This is a genomic window from Streptomyces beijiangensis, assembly GCF_017315755.1.
GTDB lineage: Bacteria > Actinomycetota > Actinomycetes > Streptomycetales > Streptomycetaceae > Streptomyces > Streptomyces beijiangensis.
This window is the reverse complement of record NZ_JAFLRJ010000140.1, coordinates 1-19,378: the sequence shown is the minus strand read 5'-3', so window position 1 is coordinate 19,378 and position 19,378 is coordinate 1. Positions and strand designations below refer to the sequence as shown.

Here is a 19,378-nt window from a genome sequence, read left to right as displayed (position 1 = left end):
TCACTGGCTCCTTCCGGCGATGCGGTTGATGCGGTCCACTGCGCGCTCGAATCCGCGCGTCAGGTCGTCGAAGACCGCCTGGACGCTGCGTTCGGAGTTCATCCGGCCGACGATCTGGCCGACGGGGGTGCCGAGCAGCGGCTCGACTTCGTGCTTCTGGATGCGGGACACCGCTTCGGCGACGAGGAGACCCTGCAGCGGCATGGGCAGGGTGCCGGGGCCGCTGGGGTCGTCCCAGGCGTCCGTCCACTCGGTGCGCAGCTGGCGGGCGGGTTTGCCGGTGAGGGCGCGCGAGCGCACGGTGTCGCCGGAGCCTGCCGCGAGGAGTTTGGCGGTGAGCGCGCGGGAGTGCATCTCGGCCTCGGTGGTGGTGAGCCAGAGCGAGCCGAGCCAGACGCCCTGGGCGCCGAGCGCGATCCCGGCGGCGATCTGCTCGCCGCTGCCGATGCCGCCTGCGGCCAGGACCGGCAACGGGCCCACCGCGTCGACGACTTCGGGGGTGAGGACCATGGAGGCGATCTCGCCGGTGTGGCCGCCGGCTTCGTACCCCTGGGCGACGACGATGTCGATGCCCGCCTCGGCGTGCCGCTTCGCGTGCTTGGCGCTGCCCGCGAGGGCGGCGACAAGGACGTTCTGCGCGTGGGCTCGTTCGACGACGTCGGCGGGCGGTGAGCCGAGCGCGTTGGCGAGCAGTTTGATGGGGTAGTCGAACGCGACGTCGAGCTGGTTGCGGGCGACCTGCTCCATCCATCCGGTGATGCGCCAGCCGGAGGCCTCGCCCTCGGCGAGGTGTGGGACGCCGTACTTGGCGAGGGTCTCCTGGACGAACTGGCGGTGCCCTTCCGGGATCATCGCCTCGACCTCGGCCTCGGTCACCCCCTCGACCTTCTTGGCGGGCATGACGACATCGAGGCCGTACGGCAGTCCGCCGGTGTTCTCCTGCATCCAGTCCAGGTCGCGTTTGAGGTCGTCGGGGGCGGTGTAGCGGACCGCTCCGAGTACGCCGAATCCCCCGGCTCTGGTGATGGCCGCGGCCACCGCCGGGAAGGGCGTGAAGCCGAAGATGGCGTGCTCGATCCCCAGTTTCTTGCTCAGCTCCGTCTCCATGGCCCGCAGGATGCCGCAGCGGGACGGACGAGGGAAGAGATTTTCTGATGCAGTGTCAGATTCTTTGCCCTGGTTGACACCGCACGCCCCCTGCAAGAAAGTTTCACCCGTGGCCCATGTTGCAGGAAGTTACTTTCAGCGGTGTTGGCCTCACAAGGTGGTCCGGACGGCCGCACCGGCCTGCTCGATCGGCCGGGGGTCCGGGGGTCGTCCCCCGGGAAGGCACAGCAGAGAGGGTGGCTCATGGACGAGAGCGGCGCGGCGGACAGAGGCATCAGCCGGCGCGGTCTTGGCAGGACGGTGCTGGCACTGGGCGGGGCGCTCACCTTCACCTCGCTCCCGGCAGGCCCCGCGATGGCACGGTCCGGGGCGGGCGGCCGTACGACACTGCGGCACGGGAGCGCCGAACAGGCGGGGCTGCTGCCGGAGCATCTTGAGCAACTCGTCGCGGACGCGGAGCGCTATCTCGGCCCCTCCCCCAAGCACCCCTGGTACGCGGGCGCGGTGCTGCTGGCCGGGCGGGGTGGAACCGTGGCACTGCACCACCCGATCGGCAAGGCGGTGCGCTACGCGGCGTACGACGAGAAGACCGACACCGGGGTGGAGTTCCCCGCGGAGCAGCAGATCGCGGCGGAGCGGGACACGGTCTACGACCTGGCGTCCGTCTCCAAGCTCTTCACCTCGCTGCTCGCGGTGCAGCAGATCGAGCGGGGCGCGCTGGAGCTGGAGGCAAAGGTGGCCTCGTATCTGCCGGAGTTCGCGGGCGGCGGGAAGCAGGACGTGACCGTACGGCACCTGCTCACGCACACCTCGGGGTTCGTCGCCTGGATCCCGCTGTACAAGGCGACGACCCACCAGGGGCAGCTCCAACTCCTCTGGGACCAGCCGCTGCTGAACCCGGCGGGGACCAAGTACCTCTACTCCGACCTCAATCTGATCTCCCTGCAGCTGGTCCTGGAGAAGATCACCGGTCGCACCTTGGATGCCCTGCTCCACGACGAGATCACTGCTCCGCTCGGGATGCACCGCACTCGCTACAACCCGCCCGCCTCCTGGAAGCCGAATATCGCCGCCACCGAGGACGCCCGGCTGCCCTGGTCGGGTCTTGAGCGCGGTCTGGTGTGGGGCGAGGTGCACGACGAGAACGCGTACGGCTTCGGCGGGATCGCGGGCCACGCCGGGGTGTTCTCCTGCGCCTGGGACCTGGCGGTGCTGGCAAGGACGCTGCTCAACGGCGGCGCGTACGGCAGGGCCAGGATCCTGCGCCCCGAGTCGGTGGAGCTGATGTTCACCGACTTCAACACCGCCTTCCCCGGCGACGAGCACGGTCTGGGCTTCGAGCTCTACCAGCACTGGTACATGGGGGCGATGGCCACTCCGCACACCGCGGGCCACACCGGATTCACCGGGACCAGCCTGGTGCTCGATCCGACGACCGACACGTTCCTGATCGTGCTGGGCAACTCGGTCCACCCCGTGCGCACCTGGCGCTCGGGCAGCGCCCCGCGGGTGGCCACGGCCACCGACCTGGCGCGCGCGGTTCCGGTACGACCCGCCCACGGCCGCACGGCGTGGTTCTCCGGAATGGCGAGTGCGACGACGGCCACGCTCACCCTGCCCTCGTTCACCCTGCCCGCACCGACCGGCGCCTCGGAGATTCCGCGGCTGCGGTGTTCCGTGTGGTGGGACACCGAGCCGGGCTCCGACTTCCTCTTCCTGGAGGCGTCGGCAGACGGCGGGAGCAGCTGGCAGCCCGCGCCCTTCAGCACGGTGACCGGCAAGCAGGATGCGCAGACGCACCCGGCCGGTTCGGCGAGCGGTTGGTCGGGGCGCGTCTGGCACCGGCTCGACGCGGATCTGACGGCCTGGCGCGGCAAGGAGGTCCGGCTGCGCTGGCGGTACGCGACCGATCAGCTGTACGTCGGGCGCGGGGCGTACGTCGACGGGATCCGGGTCACGGACGGCCGCCGTACGGTCTTCGACGAGTCCCGGTCGGCCGACGCTGCCCGTATCGAGGCATCGGGCTGGGCCCCGTCGGCCGACTGAGCTCCTCAGCCCGGAAGCTGAAGAGGCGCGGTCGACGCGCGCACGACCAGCCGCGGCCGGATCAGCAGTGACCGTCCGGCCGCGGGCGCCGATTCGATACGGGCCCTCAGCTGCTGGAAAGTCTCGGCGGCCATCTCCGGCAGCGGCTGACGCACGGTGGTCAGCGGCGGCTCGAACATGTCGGCCAGCAGAATGTCGTCGAAGCCGACCACCGAGACGTCCCGGCCCGCGACGAGTCCCGCGTCCCTGACGCCACGGCAGATGCCGATGGCGCACATGTCGTTGATCGCGACGAACGCCGTGGGCGGTTCCGGCAGGGCGAGGAGCTCGCGCGCCGCGCTGCGGCCGAGCTCCGCGGACTCCTTGTCGCCGAACTCGCTGGCCGCAGCGCCGGGCCAGACGATCCCCTCGGCCGGGTCGATCCCCGCCTCCTCCAGCGCGGCCCGGAAGCCGCGCAACCGCTCCCTGCGGTTGACGCTGTTGACCGACCCGGAGACGAACGCCAGCCTGCGGTGGCCCAGTTCGAGGAGATGGCGGGTCGCGAGCTCCGCGCCCATCGCGTTGTCCACGCTGATGCTGGAAAGCGAGGCCGGATCGCCGGCCTGGGCGGTCCGGTCGAAGGCGACCATCTTCAGCCCCCGCTTGAGCAGCGGTGCGACATGGTCGAGCGAGGGCAGCGAGGAGCAGAGCACGACGCCGCTGACGCCGTCCGCGAGGAGCTCCTCCCCGTACTTCAGCTCCCTGGCCGGATCGCGCTCGCTGTTGCACAGCAGTACGTGATATCCCTCGGCCAGCGCGATGGCCTCCAGCTCCCGCGCCAGAGCCCCCCAGAAGGGGTTGGCCACGGACGGCACGATGAGACCGATGACCTTGATGCGGCCGGTGCGGAGCATCCGGGCGGCACGGTTGGGCCGGTAGCTGAGGGTCTCTATCGCCTGCTCGACGCGGGCGAGCGTGGCCGGCTGCATCCGTTCGACGCGTCCGTTGAGGACGTTGGAGACCGTGCTCGCGGACACCCCCGCGGCCTCCGCGACCTGATGGATCGTTGCCCCGCTCATGCCACCTCCGGTTCGACCTGCTCGTATGACGATCAGTGTACCGATTTACTGAACCCGCTGTACCCGTACACCAGTTAACTTCCCTGAAAAATTCATGTGCACCAGCTGTTGACGCCTGTTCCGGGGCTCGCCTAGCTTCAGTGCATCGATTTACCAGCACTTCCCATCCATGGCCGGGACTTCATCGCTGGATCGATCCACCAGCCCACCATCCCCAAGGGGTGTCCCATGGAACTCAAACGACGATCGGTGCTCGCCGCCCTCGGCGCGGGTACGGCCGCCGCCCTCACCGGCTGCGGCAGCGGCGCCTCCGCCGACGGCGGTTCGGCCGACGGACCCGCGAAGGGTGAGATCACGCTGCTCACCCCCATCTACGAAAAGGCGGACGGGAAGAAGCTCCTCGAACAGGACATCATCGGCGGCTTCCACAAGAAGTATCCGGATGTGAAGGTGACCGTCGACTACACGACGTACACCCAGCTCAACGAGAAGATCACCACCGCGATGGCGGGCGGGCTGCTGCCCGACGTGATGATGATGGGCGTCGGCTGGATCCCTCCGTTCGCCGCCAAGAAGGCGATCGCCGAGCTGCCGGAGTCACTGGCCGCGGCGCACGACTACGAGAAGCGGGTCCTCGAACCGTCCCGGTACGACGGCAGGCTCTACGCGCTGCCGGTCGTCCTGGACACCCGGATCGTCGTGTACCGCAAGGACCACTTTGCCGAGGCGGGCATCAAGAAGACCCCGGCGAACTGGACCGAACTGCGGGCCATGGCCAAGCAGTTGACCACGAAGGGACGGATCGGTTTCGACCCGTTCTCCGCCGAACTGCGGCAGGTCTGGGAGACCTTCCTCTTCGCCAACGGCGGCTCTCTGTTCAGCGACGACGGCAAGAAGGTCCTGTTCAACGACACACGCGGGGTCGAGGCGCTGCAGTTCTTCAAGGACCTGATCGCCGACGGCAGCGCCGACTACACGAAGAAGACCGAGCTCGGCGCCCCCACGAACGTCCAGACGGGCAAGGCCTCGATGATGGTGACGACGAGCGCACTCTGGAAGCAACTGCAGGACCAGAAGCCCGAGTTGCTGGAAGGCGACACGCTGGGCGCCTTCGTCCTCGCGAACCGCAGGCCGGCCATGCTGCAGGGCGGCACCCTGGTCACCCAGTCCGCACGCAGCAAGCATCCCGCCGCGGCCCGTGCGTTCGTCGAGTATCTGGCGAGCCCTGAGTCCATCCTGGGCGCGGCCAAGCAGCGCGGTTCGGTGCCCGGTATGCGCGATCTGGGTGCGGCAGGGACCGCGTACACCAAGGAGAACGAGTTCGTCGATCTCTCCCTGAAGAACCTGGGCAACGCCTGCTCCGAGGGCGGAACCGCCGCCTGGATGGAGATCCGCGAGAAGATCAAGCCCACGCTGGAGCCTGCGATCGTGGGCGGCCAGTCCGCGGCGAAGGCCATAGCCGAGCTCGGCAAGCTCGCCGAGGCCGCCATCGCGCGGATGTGAGGGCACGTCATCGTGGGAACCGTATCCGCACTGAAATCGCGGCCGATCGCGCCGCCCTCCACCCCTGGTTCCGCTCCCCCGCGGCGTGCTCCGCGGGCCGGTGGCCCCGGCCGCAAGCGGCGCAGGGCCGGCTGGCTGATGGTGGCGCCCGCGCTGCTGCACGCGGCGCTCTGGATCGGGCTGCCGGTCGTCGCATCGGTCGCGCTCGCCTTCACCAAGTACGACGTGCTCAGCGCCCCGCAGTTCATCGGCCTCGACAACTTCCGGGAGATGCTCGACGACGCGGTCTTCCGCAAGTCGATCTGGAACACCGTCGTCTACACCTTCTTCACCGTGCCTGTCGGAATGCTGCTCGGCCTGCTCCTTGCCATGGCCCTGCACACCGGGCTCAAGGCGCGCGGCATCTTCCGCACCGCGGTCTTCCTGCCACAGGTGACGGCGACCGTGGCGATCGCCCTGGTCTGGCTCTGGATCTACAACCCGGGCAACGGCCTCTTCAACTCCGTGCTCAGCATCTTCGGGATCCACGGCCCGGCCTGGCTGCTCTCCACGTCCTGGTCGATGCCGTCGGTGATCCTGGTCGGTATCTGGCAGGGCATCGGCATGAAGATGCTCATATACCTCGCCGCCCTGCAGTCGCTGCCGAAGGAGCTGTACGAGGCGGCATCCGTGGACGGCGCCTCGCGGGTGCGCCAGTTCTTCTCCCTCACGCTGCCACTGCTGAAGCCGGCCACCTTCTTCGTCCTGATCACCTCGATGATCAATGCCTTCCAGTCCTTCGACCAGATCTACGTCCTCACCGACGGGGGTCCGGCGAACAGCACCACGATGATGACGTTCGAGATCTACAAGTCCGCCTTCCGGGAGTTCCGCGTCGGCTACGCCTGCGCCCAGTCGCTGGTGCTCTTCGCGCTGCTGCTGGCCTTCACCCTGGTCAACCGGCGGATGATGGGAGGCACCCGTGGCCACAGCTGAGCTCAACAAAGGCGAGCTGCTGAGGGGCACGCACAAGCCGGTGAACTGGGGACGGATCGCGCTCTACGCCGTCCTGACGCTGGTCTCGCTGCTGATGGTCGTGCCGTTCGTCTGGATGATCCTCACCTCGCTGAAAACGCCGGCCGAGATCGCCTCGCCGGACGCCGGACTGCTGCCCGCCCACTGGGAGTTCAGCAACTACGTGGAGGCCTTCAAGGCCGCACCGTTCGCCACGTACGCCCGCAACAGTTTCATCATCGCGATGAGCCACACGCTGATCAACGTCGTCGTGGCGTCGATGGCGGGTTACGCACTGGCCCGGATCAAGTTCCGCGGCAGCGACCTCATCTTCTACTGCTTCGTCGGCGCGCTGATGATCCCCACGTACACCAAGGTGCTCCCCGAGTTCCTGATCGTCCGCTTCATGCCGCTGGCCGGCGGCAACGACCTGTTCGGGCAGGGCGGCAGCGGCTGGCTCGACACCTGGTGGGCACTGATCGTGCCGGGGGCGGTGACGCCCTTCGCCGTCTTCCTCTTCCGTCAGTTCTATCTGGACCTCCCGGTGGAGCTGGAGGAGGCCGCCCGGCTCGACGGGCTCGGCGAGTTCCGTATCTACGCACAGATCATGACTCCCCAGGTGAAGCCGGCGCTGACCACGGTCGCGCTGCTGACCTTCGAGTCCTCGTGGAACAACTTCCTGTGGCCACTGCTGGTCACGCACACCGACAGCCTCCGGGTGATCCAGGTCGGGCTCTCCGTCTTCAAGACCGAGAACGGCACCCAGTGGCACTACCTGATGGCGGGCACCACGCTCGCCACCCTCCCCATGGTCGTCCTCTTCCTCATCGGCCAGCGCTATTTCGTGCAGGGCTTCGCCACCGCGGGTCTCAAGTGACCCGTTCATGAAAGGGCTTCACCCCATGTCTGCTGATCTCAACGGTTCCCGCGCACTGGTGACGGGTGCGGCCCACGGCATAGGCCGGGCCATCGCGATCGCGCTCGCCGCCGCGGGAGCCGATGTCGCCGTGCACTTCAACAGCTCGGCCGAGGAGGCCGGGGAGACGGTATCCGCGATCGAGACGCTCGGCGGGCGCGCGAAGGCGTTCCGCGCCGACGTCACCGTGACCGGCGAGGTCGACCGCCTGGTCGAGGAGGCGACCGGATTCCTCGGCGGGCTCGACGTCCTGGTCTGCAACGCCGGGCACCTCATCGGCCGGGCCACGGTCGAGGAGATGACGGACGACCACTTCGGCCGGGTGCTCGATGTCAATCTCACCGCCACGTTCCGCACCTGCCGCGCCGCGCTCCCCCATCTGCGCGAGTCCGCTGCCGGGCGCATCATCACCATGTCCTCGCTGGCCGCCCACAACGGCGGCGGCCCGGGATCGGTCGCGTACGCGGCGGCCAAGGCCGGTGTCCGGGGCTTCACCAAGGGGCTCGCGAAGGAGGTCGGCGGGGCGGGGATCACGGTGAACGCGGTCGCGCCCGGCTTCATCCGGGGCACCGCCTTCCACAACACGTTCACCGCCCCCGAGGCCCAGACGGCGATGGCCGCGGGCATCCCGGTCGGCCGGGCCGGCACGCCCGAGGACGTGGCGGCCGCGGTCGTCCACCTGGCCTCGCCCGCCGCCGGTTTCCTCAACGGGACCACCGTGGACATCGACGGTGGCGTATGGCCGCGCTGAGGACGATCCCGCGCGAGCGGGGCGGCTGGTGGCACGCGTACGTGTGCCCGGCCCACGGAGTCGAACTCGACCACGGCGACCCGCTCGGCGGGGTCTTCCCGGAAGGCGGCGCGCGCTGCTCGTACGGCTGCCGGGTCGAAACCGAGGCGGTGCGCGGCGCCTGGCTCGTCCTGTCCCACCAGGCCTGGGCACGGCACATCAGGCTGCTCGCCCACCGGGGCGAGAGCGCCGAGGCGCTGGTCGCGCTCGTGGAGTACGCGGGTCTGTACGCGGAGCTGGCGGGCGGGCGGCACGACGAGGCCCAGCCCTGGATGCTGCGCGGATGCCTCTTCCATCAGGCGCTGACCGACGCCATCTGGGCGGTGAACATCGGGCACGCGGTGTGGACGCTCGCCGACCGGGGCACGGAGGGCCTGGCCGCGGTGCTGCCGCTCCTCGACGACCTGGAGCGGGCCGCGCTGGACGCCCGCGAGGTGCTCGTGGGCCGCGGCGACCTGGCCTCGAACTACACGGCGTGGCTGAATGCCGCGGGCACCGCGGCGAGCCGGGCCGCGGCGGCGGTGCGCGGGACCCCCTGGGAGGGGGCCAAGCAGTGGCGGGACGGCGAGGGCGGGCTGTACGCGCATCTGCGGGCGGCCGTCGCCGGTGACGGCTGGGAGTGGGAGGGCTCCACGTACTACCACGGCTTCGTGCTGCGGGCGGCGCTGCTCGCCCTGCGCGGGACGGACCCCGCGTCGGTCCCGGCCGACGTCACCGCCGTACTGGCCGGGATGACCGGCGTACTGGCGTCGATCGCGACGGACGGCGGGTTGCTGCCCGCCCTGCACGACGGGCCGTATCTGCGTGCGCCGCTGGCGCTGGAGTGGCTCGAACTCGTAGCACTGACAGGACAGTTCACCCCGTCGCCGCGGCTGGAGGCGGTGGCCGCGCAGGCCCGCTCGGAGCTCGGGTCCGCCGATGACGGCCTGGACCGGGAACTGGACGGCTGGTTCGCCGGTACACCCCTGGGCGAGCTGCCCACGGCCGGCCCGGTCGATGTCTTCGCCGACACGGGATACGCGGTGCTGCGCGCAGGCGGCGTACAGGCGCTGCTCGACTTCGGGCCGCACGGCGGATCGCACGGGCACCGCGACAAGCTGGCGCTCTACCTCTATGGGCCGAGCACCCCGTGGCAACCGGACTACGGTCAAGTGCCGTACGCACACCGCGAATTCCGGGATCTGTACGTCTCGACCGCCGCACATCCCGCCTTCCGGGTGGACGGCGCCGAGCAGGCCGAGTGCGCGGGCCGGCTGCGCTCCGCGAATGCCGCATCGGTGACGGCCGAGGTCACCACCGCCTACCCGGGGGTGCGCGCGGTCCGCCGTATCGAGGCCGGGTCCTGCTACCTCGTCGATCTGCTCACGGTCTCCGCTCAGGACGCCCGCACCTTCACCGCCCAGCTGCGCCCCGGCACGTCGCTCGACGTCCAGGTCCGGCCGGACGGCCCGGTGCGGACCGTCTGGTACGGCGAGGAGAACCTGCACGGCTGGCACACCGCCACGGTTCCGGCGCATCCCTTCACCCGCCCGGGTCCTGGCCCTGCGGACGACCCCGGGCGCACCCGCAGCTGGGTGGACTTCACCGCGCGGGCCGAGCGCGTCACGTTCGCCTCGGTCTACCAGGCCGGTGACGCCGGTCCCGCCGTCGTCGACGTCACGCTCACCGAGCAGGGCGAGCTGACCGTCGAACTCGCCGACGGCACCAGGACCGTGCACCGGCCGGAGGCCTGAGATGCTGCTCTCCGCGACCCCGCCCGCAGGGCCCAGGCCTGCCCAGGAGCAACGGCTCCTGGACGAGGCCGTCCGCAATGCGGCGCTCACCCCGCCCGTCTTCCATCCACAGGCCAGCATCACCTGGCTGGGCCCGGCCGCCGCCAATCCGGCGCTCGCGTACCGGCTCACCGGCGACCCCGCCCACCTCGCGGAGAGCCGGCGCTGGCTGGAGGCCGCGGTCCGGCTGCCGCACTGGGGCAGCGCCCATATGCCCGACCATGACCTGGACGCGGGCTGGCTGCTGCACGGGATCGCCCTGGCCCACCACTGGCTGGGGGACGCGCTCCCGGAGGAGGTCAGGGCGCTGGTGCGCTACAAACTCCTGCTCCAGGGGCGGCGGTTGTACGAGTTCGCGGTCGCGTCGGAGGGCCGCTGGTGGTCCTCCTCGTACTGGCAGAACCACAACTGGATCTGTTACGCGGGCCTGGCCACCGCCGGGTACGTACTGGGCCGCGAGGAGTGGACCGAGCGCGCCAAGGACAATCTCGGCCGGGTGCTCGACGCCCTTCCCGAGGATGGTTCGCACGCCGAAGGGGTCGTCTACTGGCGCTATGGGGTGCCCTGGCTGGCCATGCACCTCGACATGCTCCAGGAGGCCGAGGGGATCGACTGGCGGGAGCGCGGCGGTTTCATGGCCAACACCTTCCGCTACCGGCTCCATCAGTCCGCGCCCGGCTTCGCCCGCACCGTGGACCACGGGGACTGCCACGACCGGCACAGCGGCCACAGCGCCGCTCTGTACTACCGGCTGGCGTCGCAGTACGGCATCGGCGAGGCGCAGTGGCTCGGCGACCGGGCGAGCGGTGAACTGCTCGCGCAGGAAGCGGCATTGAGCGGGGTGCGGCCCGGAATCCTGCCCGAGGCGTACTTGGAGCACCTCTGGTACGACCCGGCGGTGCCGGCCGTCGCACCGTCGGCGACGCAGGCGTACTTCCCCGACCTCGGGCTGCTCGCCTCCCGTACGGGATGGGACGAGGACGCCACCCTGGTCTCCTTCAAGGCGAGCCCCGGCGGCGGGCACAAGGCGTGGGAGACGTCGGCCAAGCACCGTGCCGAACTGGGCTGGGAGACCCTCAACACCGGTCACCACCATCCCGATTCGGGCTCCTTCGTGCTCATCTCGCAGGGCGCCCATCTCGCCGTGGACGAGGGCTACAGCAACCGCAAGCGGGCCGCCCACCACAATCTGCTCCTCGTGGACGGGCAGGGGTACGCGGACGAGGACCGTTACCACGTGTACCGGGACATCCCCTACGAGCGTCAGGCCCGCCAGCGCGATGTGCTCGCCGACGGCGGCTGGGCGCACGCGACGGCGGAGATCGCCGCGATGTACGACCCCGCGCTCGGGGTCCGCCGGCTGGACCGCACGCTGGTGTTCACCCCGTCGGGCCGCCTCGTGCTGCTGGACATCGCGGAGGCCGACGCCGCACGGGAGTGGTCGTTCCTGCTGCAGACCGACGCACCCACGGAGAGGTCCGCCGACGACCTCCATCTGATCCGGTCCGGGGCGGCCGCCGCTGTCGTACGCCGCTTCGCCCCGGCCCGTGCCCGTACGGAATCCACCGCGGTGGAGGTCGAGGCGAACCCCACGTCGAGCACCCCGGAACTGCGGATCACGCGGACGCTGCACACCCTCCGTACGACAACGCCTCCGGCATCAACTGCCGTGTTCCTGACGGTGATCGAGCCGGGCGATGTGACCGTCGCCGACGCGGTGGCGTGCGAGGAGGGATACGGGATCGCCTTCGGCACGGAGACCGTGCTCCTCTCCCCCGGGCTCCGCCGCATCCGCACCGCCGAGGTCACCGCGGACGCGGCGGCCGTACTGACCGACGGCGACACGCTCAGTGTGGTCGCCGCCCGGCGCGTGGAGGTGCGGGGACACCTGGTCCTCGATGTCCGGGAACCATACACAGGAAAGGTCGGCTGAGATGCGGTCGTTCGCGCTGCTGAGGCGGCTTGAGTTCCTCGCGTACCCGGCGGCGGCCGGGGCCGCGTTCACCGTGCTGGCACTGGGGGTGGTGACCTGGCTGCCGGCGCTCGCGGCGATGGCCTGTGCGCTGCAGCGGTGGCGCGCGGAGGACGACAGCCGGTGCTTCACCGGGGTCTTCGAGGCCTTCCCCCGGTACTGGCGGGCGCTGTGGAAGCACAGCCTGCTGTCCACGGCGGCCGCCGCGGTGCTCGTCGCCAACATCGTTTATCTGCTGGGCAGTTCGCATCCGATCGCCTTCGTCGCACTCGCCGCCCAGGCGGGGATCGCCGCCGCGCTGGTCATCCACCATGTGGCCCTCGCGGCCCAGGCGGGGCAGTCGCCGAACGGCTCGGTCGCCTCGTGGACGCGTGGTGCGCTCGCCCTCGGCTTCGGTTCGCCCGCCCGGGGCACCGCGCTGCTGGGCGCGGTCGTCTCGGCGGTACTGCTCTCCGCCGTCGTACCGCTCGGCCCTCTGCTGCTGGGCCCGAGCATTCCCGTAGTCCTCGCTCTGTCGTTCGCCGACCCCAGGAGGAACACCGTATGAGCCGCTCACTGACCGCCGCTCTCCTCGCCGCCCTGGCCGTGGGAGCACCCCTCGCTCTTCCCACGCCCGCCACCGCGGCAGCCGATGCGTACTACGTCAGCCCGTCGGGCAGCGACGCCAACTCCGGTACGTCGTCGGGGAGTCCGCTGGCGACGGTCCAGCGCGCACTCGACCTGGCGCCGTCCGGTGCCGTCGTGCATCTGGCGTCGGGCACGTACCTCCAGGACGTCGTGACGCGGCGCCCCGACGTGACCGTCACCGGGCCTTCGACTGCCGTGCTGAAGGGGGCGGGGAACGCCCGGATCGTCCAGGTGCAGCACGACGGGACCGTGCTCGACGGGTTCACCGTCGACGGTCTTTTCGGCTCCTCGTCGGACGTGTCGGGCTATCGCCTCAAGCTTATTTATGTCATGAGCACGACTCCCGGCAACGGTGTCGGCGGGCTCCGGATCACCGGAATGACCCTCAAGAACGCCGCCGACGAATGCCTGCGGCTGCGCTATCTCGTGACGAGCGCGGACGTGTCCGGCAACACCATCAGCGACTGCGGGGTCGCGGACTTCCGCTTCGGCGGCGGGGGCAAGAACGGCGAAGGCATCTACCTCGGTACGGCACCCGAGCAGCAGGGCGCCAACGGCGCGCCGGACGCGGCGGCCGACATCAGCCGCGGCAACCGTATCCACCACAACACCATCGCCACACACGGCAACGAGTGCGTCGACGTGAAGGAGAACTCGACGGCGAACTACGTCGAGTACAACGACTGCAGCGCCCAGCGCGACCCCAGCTCGGCCGGACTCGACGCGCGCGGCAGCGGCAACACCTTCCGCTACAACACCGTCCACGACAACCTCGGCTCCGGCATCCGGCTCGGCGGCGACACCGAGACCGACGGCATCAACACGGGGATCTACGGCAACACCATCACCGGCAACGCGGGCGGCGGGATCAAGTTCATGCGCACCCCGCAGGGCCCGGTCTGCACCAACACCATGAGCGGCAACACCGGCGGCAACGCGGTGGGCACCTACGGCAGCCAGTACGCGCCGACCGGGCCGTGCCCCCAGTGAGCGGGCCCACCCGCAGAGGGGTGCTCGGCGTGGCCGCCGCGGGGATCGCGGCCGTCGCCGCCACCGCCCCGGACGCGCAGGCGGCCACGGACCACGGCACCCGGTGGACCGCCTCCTGGACGACGGCCCAGACAGCGCCGACCGCCGCGGATCCCCTGGCGTCGGCGGGTCTCACCGGTGCGACATTCCGGGCCACGGTCCGCCTTTCGGCCGGAGGCCGGGTGCGCCTGCGGTACGGGCACGCCTTCGGTACGCGGCCCGTACTGATCGGCCCCGTCACCGCGGGCGGCCACCCGGTGACCTTCGGCGGCGAACCGCAGGCCTGGCTGGCGGCAGGCGCCTCGCTGACGAGCGACCCGGTCGCCGGACTGCGCACGGAGCGCGGTTCCGACCTCACCGTCGAGACTCAACTCCCAGGCCCCACGGGGCCATTGTCGTTCCACCGCAATACGCACGCCACGCACTGGGTCGACAGCGTCCGCACCACCTCCGTGTTCCTGCTCACCGGCGTCGATGTGACGGACGCGCACGGCCCCTCGGTCGCCGTGCTCGGCGACTCGATCGCCGAGGGCGTCGGCACCCCCGACGACGCCAACCTCCGCTGGCCCGACCAGCTGGCCCGCCGGCTGCCCGGCGGGGCTGTCGCCAACCTCGGGATCAGCGGCAACAGGCTGCTCCTGGACGACGCACGGTTCGGCCCCGGCGCCCAGGCGCGCTTCGACCGTGACGTGCTCGCGCTGCCCGGACTGCGCACCCTCCTGGTCCACCTCGGCGTCAACGACCTTCAGCAGCCGCCGAGTCAGACCGATCCGGCGCTGATCCTCGCGGGCTTCCGCCAGCTGGTGGTACGCGCCCACGACGCGGGGCTGCGGGTGGTCGGCGCGACGATCACCCCGTTCGATGGCTGGGTGCGCTGGACTCCGGAGCTCGACGCCGTACGCGAGGAGACCAACCGCGTGCTGCGGGGCGGGAAGGTCTTCGACCGCCTCGCCGACTTCGACGCCGCCCTGCGCGATCCCGTACATCCCTCGCGTCTGCTGCCCGCGTACGACAGCGGCGACCATCTGCACCCCAACCCCGCCGGTCACACCGCGCTCGCCGCGGCCGTGGACCGCCGACACCTTCTGTGAGGCCCGGATCATGACATCAGGCACCACCAGACGCACCGTCCTCGTCGGAGCGGCCGCCCTCGGCACGGCCCTCGCCCTGCCCCCACTGCCGGCGATCGCCGCCGCTGCCGGCGACGCCGCAGCTCTCCGCGCCCGCTGGCACACGCTGCTCACCGGCGGCCCCGGACTCGACCTCACGGATCCCCGGATCAAGGCCGCGGTCGACCGCATCGGCCGGACGGCCACGACCACCGTGCAGGGACTCGACCCGACGCGCACCGACGGGCTGTGGCCCGACCTCACCAGCACGACGCTCTCCAACCACGTCACCACCTCCTTCAAGCGAATCGCCACGATCGCCACCGCGTGGGCCGTGCCCGGCACCCCGCAGCACGGCGACGCGGCGACCGCACAGCTGTTGCTCGCCTCGCTGGACTGGATGCTGACGCACCGTTACGGGCCGGGGACGACGCGGTTCGACAACGACTGGGACTGGGAGATCGGCTCGCCGCTCGGCCTCAACGACGCCGCGGTCCTGCTGTACGACGCACTCGGTACGGAGCGGCTGACCCGCATCACCGACGCCGTGCGCTCGTACACGCCCGACCCCAACCTCTGGCGCGTGGACCGCCAGATCGCGACCGGCGCCAACCGCGTCTGGGTCTCCACGGTCGTCGCCGTGACCGCCGTCCTGAGCGATGACGGCGCCTCCCTGACCCGGGTCCGCGACGCCCTGTCGGACGTGGAGGGCGGCGGCGCCAACAGCGTGCTCGCCTTCAACGACCGTACGGGAGGCGCCGACGGCACCGGCGAGGGCTTCTACTCCGACGGTTCCTTCCTCCAGCACTACAAGCACCCCTACAACGGCGGTTACGGCAAGGAACTCCTCAACAACCTCTCCCGGCTGCTGAACCTCCTCGCCGCATCGGAGTGGACCGTCACCGACCCGGACCTCGACAACGTCCGCCGCTGGGTGGACGAGGGCTTCGACCCGCTGATCGCGCGCGGCGACGTGATGGCCTCGGTGTGCGGCCGCGAGATCGCCCGCCCCAGCAAGCAGGGCCATGTCTCCGCACAGACCGTCATCGAGGCGGTGCTGCGCCTGATACCCGGCTTCCCCGGGGAGACCGCGGACCGCTTCACCGCGCTCGTCAAGCAGTGGATCACCGAGGACACCTACCGGGACTTCCTCGCCGCGACCGACCTCGCCTCGCTGGTCGCCGCGCAGCAGGTGCTCGCGGGTCCCGTCCCGGCACGCGGCCCGCTGGTGGCCCACAAGCAGCATCCGCTGATGGACAAGGCGGCGCACCACCGGCCGGGCTTCGCGCTCGGGATCTCCGCGTACTCGACGCGCATCTACAACTACGAGTCGATCCAGAACGAGAACCTCCATGCCTGGCACCTCTCCGACGGCATGGTGCTGCTCTACACCGACGACCTCGGCCACTACAGCGAGGACTACTGGCCGACCGTCGACCCGACGCGGCTGCCTGGCACCACGGTGGTGGCCGGGCGTCCCGCCGACGCCGCCGGGCAGCGCACCACGTCCACCGCGGACTGGGCGGGCGGCGCCGTACTGCCCGGGACGACGCTCGGTGCGTACGGCATGGAGCTGCGGGCGTACGGGAGTTCGCTGCGGGCGCTCAAGAGCTGGTTCTGTCTGGACGACGTGATCGCCTGCGCCGGTTCGGGGATCACGGCGGACGCGGGCACGGTCGAGACGGTCGTGGAGAACCGCAAGCTGCGCGATCCGGCCGCCGCTCTCCTCGTCAACGGCTCCCCCGCGGCCACCGCTCAGGGCCCCGCGGACCTCGACGCGGTGCGCTGGCTGCACCTGGAGGGCACGGGCGGATACGTCTTCCCGCAGCCGGCCCGGGTCCGCGCGCTGCGCGAGGAACGGACCGCGACCTGGCGGGAGATCAACCTCAAGTACGGCACCGACACCTCCGTCACCCGCCCCTATCTGACGCTCTGGCACGACCACGGCCAGGCCCCGTCCGACGCGGGCTACTTCTGGCTCCAGGCGCCCGCCGCATCCGCCGCGCGCACCCAGTCGCTGTCCGCGTCCCCGCCGGTGCGGGCCGTCGCGACGACAACAGCCGTGCACGCGGTACGCCGCTGCGCCGACGGAGTGCTCGCGGCGAACTTCTGGGCGGCCGGCCAGGCACAGGAACTGACCGCCGACGGCCCGGCGTCGGTCCTCGTCCTGCCCCAGGGCAAGACCGTCACCGTCGCCCTCTCCGACCCCACCCAGCTGCGCGAGCACGTGGTCGTCGACCTGGCGCTGCGCGGCCTGAAGGTCGTCTCGGCCGATCCGGGTGTACGGACCGAATCGACCCCGGCCGGCATCCGCATCACCGCCGACACGGCGGGGCTGCACGGCGCGACACTCACCCTCACCCTCACAAGGAGCTGACCTTGCTGTTCGACATGCCCCTGGAGCGGCTGCGCGACTACCGGCCGCAGCCGGAGGAGCCGGCGGACTTCGACGCCTTCTGGGAGAAGACCCTCGCCGACACCTCGCGCCATCCGCTGGACGCCGCATTCGTGCCGTACGAGAGCGGGCTGGCGACGGTCGACGTGTTCGACGTGACGTTCCGCGGGTGGGACGGGCAGCCGGTGAAGGCATGGCTGCTGCTGCCGCGCGTCCGCAGCGGGCCGCTGCCCGCCGTCGTCCAGTACATCGGGTACAACGGGGGCCGGGGCATCCCGTACTCCTGGCTGACCTGGAGTGCGCTCGGTTACGCGCATCTGGTCATGGACAACCGGGGCCAGGGCGGCGGCGGCAAGAACACCGCCGACACGCCGGACATCGCCCCCGAGGGCCACGGCTCCTCCTCGCCCGGCTTCCTCACCAGCGGCATCGAGGACCCCTACCGGCACTACTACCGGCGGCTGATCACCGACGCCGTACGCGCGGTGGACGCGGCGAAGGCGCACCCGGAGGTGGACGCCTCGCGCGTCGCGGTGCTCGGCGGCAGCCAGGGCGGCGGGCTCGCCCTGGCCGTCGCCGGGCTGCGGGACGACGTGGCGACCGCCGTCGCCGACGTGCCGTTCCTCTGCCACTACCGGCGCGCCTCGCAGATCACCGACACCGGTCCTTACGCTGAGATCGCCCGCTGGCTCTCCGGCCACCGCTTCTCCGTGGAGCGGGCCATGGAGACCCTGTCCTACTTCGACGGGGTCAACTTCGCGGCCCGCGCCACCTGCCCCGCGTGGTTCTCGGTGGGGCTGATGGACAAGGTCTGCCCGTCGTCGACGGTCTTCGCCGCCTACCACCGCTATGCGGGCCCCGCGGAGATCGAGGTCTTTCCGTACAACGGGCACGAGGGCGGCGCGGAGTACGATCTGCCGCGCAAGCTGGCCGCACTGCGCGGGGTCATCGGCTAGGGCTTGCTCTCCAGTACGGCCATGGCGGCGTTGTGGCCGGGGATGCCACTGACGCCGCCGCCCCTGACCGCGCCCGCACCGCAGAGCAGGACGTTCGCGTGCGCGGTCTCGACGCCCCAGCGGCCGGTCGACTCGTCCTCGTACGGGAAGGCCAGTGCCCGGTGGAAGATGTTTCCGCCGGGCAGCCGCAGGTCGCGCTCCAGGTCGAGCGGGGTCTTCGCCTCGATGCAGGGGCGGCCGTTCTCGTCGAGGGCCAGGCAGTCGGCGATCGGCTCGTCCAGGTGGGCGTCGAGCTGGGCGAGGGTGGACTTCAGCAGGTCGTCGCGGGCGGTGTCGTTGTCCTGGGCGAAGAGCCGCGCGGGAGTGTGCAGTCCGAAGAGGGTGAGGGTCTGGTAGCCCTGGGCGGCGAGTTCGGGGCCCAGGATCGAGGGGTCGGTCAGGGAGTGGCAGTAGATCTCTGACGGCGGTGCGCCGGGGAACCGGCCCGAGGCGGCTTCCTCGTACGCGGTCGCCAACTGCCCGTATCCCTCGGCGATGTGGAACGTCCCGGCGAAGGCTTCGCGCGGGTCGACGGAGGTGTCGCGGAGCCTCGGCAGCCGGCGCAGGAGCATGTTGACCTTCAGCTGGGCGCCTTCGGCGGGCTCGGGCTGCTGCTCACCGAGGAGCGTGGCGAGGGCTTCGGGAGAGGCGTTGACGAGCACGTGTCCGGCAGCGACGGTGGACTCGGAGCTGTCGGTGCGGAAGGTGACCTCGGACCGGGTGCCGTCCGTCTCGATACGGGTGGCCTCGTGGCCGGTGACGATCTCGGCGCCCGCGTCGCGGGCTGCTGCCGCGAGGGCGTCGGTGAGGGCGCCCATGCCGCCGACGGGGACGTTCCAGTCGCCGGTGCTGTTGCCGATGACGTGGTAGAGGAAGCAGCGGTTCTGGGCGAGTGACGGGTCGTGGGCGTCGGCGAAGGTGCCGATCAGGGCGTCGGTGAGAACGACACCGCGGACCAGGTCGTCGGCGAACTCCCGCTCGACGGCGACTCCCACAGGCTCCTCGAAGAGCATCCGCCAGGCGTGGTCGTGGCCGATCCGCTCGCGCAGGGCGCCGCGGGTGGGGA

At 70.8% G+C, this 19,378-nt stretch carries 15 protein-coding genes; 12 read left to right on the top strand and 3 right to left on the bottom strand.

Annotated elements, in window-relative coordinates:
- The gene (locus J0695_RS15365) at positions 1-1,107 is read right to left on the bottom strand and encodes an NAD(P)H-dependent flavin oxidoreductase (protein WP_206962595.1); all 1,107 of its coding nucleotides are present in this window, start codon (positions 1,105-1,107) and stop codon (positions 1-3) included.
- Positions 1,108-1,350: 243 nt separating this feature from the next.
- Between J0695_RS15365 and J0695_RS15360 the strand changes: the two genes are divergently transcribed.
- Positions 1,351-3,153, top strand: a complete 1,803-nt coding sequence (locus J0695_RS15360) for a serine hydrolase domain-containing protein (RefSeq protein WP_206962594.1) — start codon at positions 1,351-1,353, stop codon at positions 3,151-3,153.
- A 5-nt stretch (positions 3,154-3,158) separates the two neighbouring features.
- Here J0695_RS15360 and J0695_RS15355 read toward each other — a convergent pair whose 3' ends face one another.
- The gene (locus tag J0695_RS15355) at positions 3,159-4,211 is read right to left on the bottom strand and encodes a LacI family DNA-binding transcriptional regulator (protein WP_206962593.1); all 1,053 of its coding nucleotides are present in this window, start codon (positions 4,209-4,211) and stop codon (positions 3,159-3,161) included.
- Between the two features lie 228 nt (positions 4,212-4,439).
- Here J0695_RS15355 and J0695_RS15350 point away from each other — a divergent pair, with 228 nt between their 5' ends.
- From J0695_RS15350 to J0695_RS15300, 11 genes are read left to right on the top strand one after another with little or no spacing between them, the layout of a single operon-like run.
- Complete coding sequence (locus J0695_RS15350; RefSeq protein WP_206962592.1) at positions 4,440-5,714, top strand: ABC transporter substrate-binding protein; 1,275 nt, start codon at positions 4,440-4,442, stop codon at positions 5,712-5,714.
- Positions 5,715-5,726: 12 nt separating this feature from the next.
- Positions 5,727-6,689 (top strand): carbohydrate ABC transporter permease, encoded by a 963-nt coding sequence (locus J0695_RS15345; protein ID WP_206962591.1) that lies wholly within the window; start codon positions 5,727-5,729, stop codon positions 6,687-6,689.
- Complete coding sequence (locus J0695_RS15340) at positions 6,676-7,584, top strand: carbohydrate ABC transporter permease (protein WP_307798638.1); 909 nt, start codon at positions 6,676-6,678, stop codon at positions 7,582-7,584. Before J0695_RS15345 ends, J0695_RS15340 begins: the two co-directional genes overlap by 14 nt.
- Positions 7,585-7,609: 25 nt before the next feature.
- On the top strand, positions 7,610-8,374 hold the full coding sequence (locus tag J0695_RS15335) for an SDR family NAD(P)-dependent oxidoreductase (protein ID WP_206962590.1): 765 nt from the start codon (positions 7,610-7,612) through the stop codon (positions 8,372-8,374).
- Complete coding sequence (locus J0695_RS15330) at positions 8,362-10,146, top strand: heparinase II/III domain-containing protein (RefSeq protein ID WP_206962589.1); 1,785 nt, start codon at positions 8,362-8,364, stop codon at positions 10,144-10,146. Before J0695_RS15335 ends, J0695_RS15330 begins: the two co-directional genes overlap by 13 nt.
- A 1-nt stretch (position 10,147) precedes the next feature.
- A complete protein-coding gene (locus J0695_RS15325) occupies positions 10,148-12,118 on the top strand; it encodes a DUF4962 domain-containing protein (RefSeq protein WP_206962588.1) in 1,971 nt (656 codons plus the stop codon).
- 1 nt (position 12,119) lies between these two features.
- On the top strand, positions 12,120-12,704 hold the full coding sequence (locus tag J0695_RS15320; protein ID WP_206962587.1) for a DUF624 domain-containing protein: 585 nt from the start codon (positions 12,120-12,122) through the stop codon (positions 12,702-12,704).
- A complete protein-coding gene (locus J0695_RS15315) occupies positions 12,701-13,774 on the top strand; it encodes a DUF1565 domain-containing protein (RefSeq protein ID WP_206962586.1) in 1,074 nt (357 codons plus the stop codon). The genes J0695_RS15320 and J0695_RS15315 overlap by 4 nt, the downstream gene beginning before the upstream one ends.
- Positions 13,771-14,904 (top strand): SGNH/GDSL hydrolase family protein, encoded by a 1,134-nt coding sequence (locus J0695_RS45400; protein ID WP_206962585.1) that lies wholly within the window; start codon positions 13,771-13,773, stop codon positions 14,902-14,904. The genes J0695_RS15315 and J0695_RS45400 overlap by 4 nt, the downstream gene beginning before the upstream one ends.
- A 10-nt stretch (positions 14,905-14,914) precedes the next feature.
- Positions 14,915-17,299, top strand: a complete 2,385-nt coding sequence (locus tag J0695_RS15305; protein ID WP_206962584.1) for a polysaccharide lyase 8 family protein — start codon at positions 14,915-14,917, stop codon at positions 17,297-17,299.
- Positions 17,300-17,301: 2 nt separating this feature from the next.
- The gene (locus J0695_RS15300; RefSeq protein WP_277989990.1) at positions 17,302-18,273 is read left to right on the top strand and encodes an acetylxylan esterase; all 972 of its coding nucleotides are present in this window, start codon (positions 17,302-17,304) and stop codon (positions 18,271-18,273) included.
- On the opposite strand, the gene J0695_RS15295 is transcribed toward J0695_RS15300, so the two are convergent.
- The coding region (locus J0695_RS15295) for a phytoene desaturase family protein (RefSeq protein WP_206962583.1) at positions 18,270-19,378 on the bottom strand (1,109 nt) is incomplete at its 5' end. The genes J0695_RS15300 and J0695_RS15295 overlap by 4 nt on opposite strands.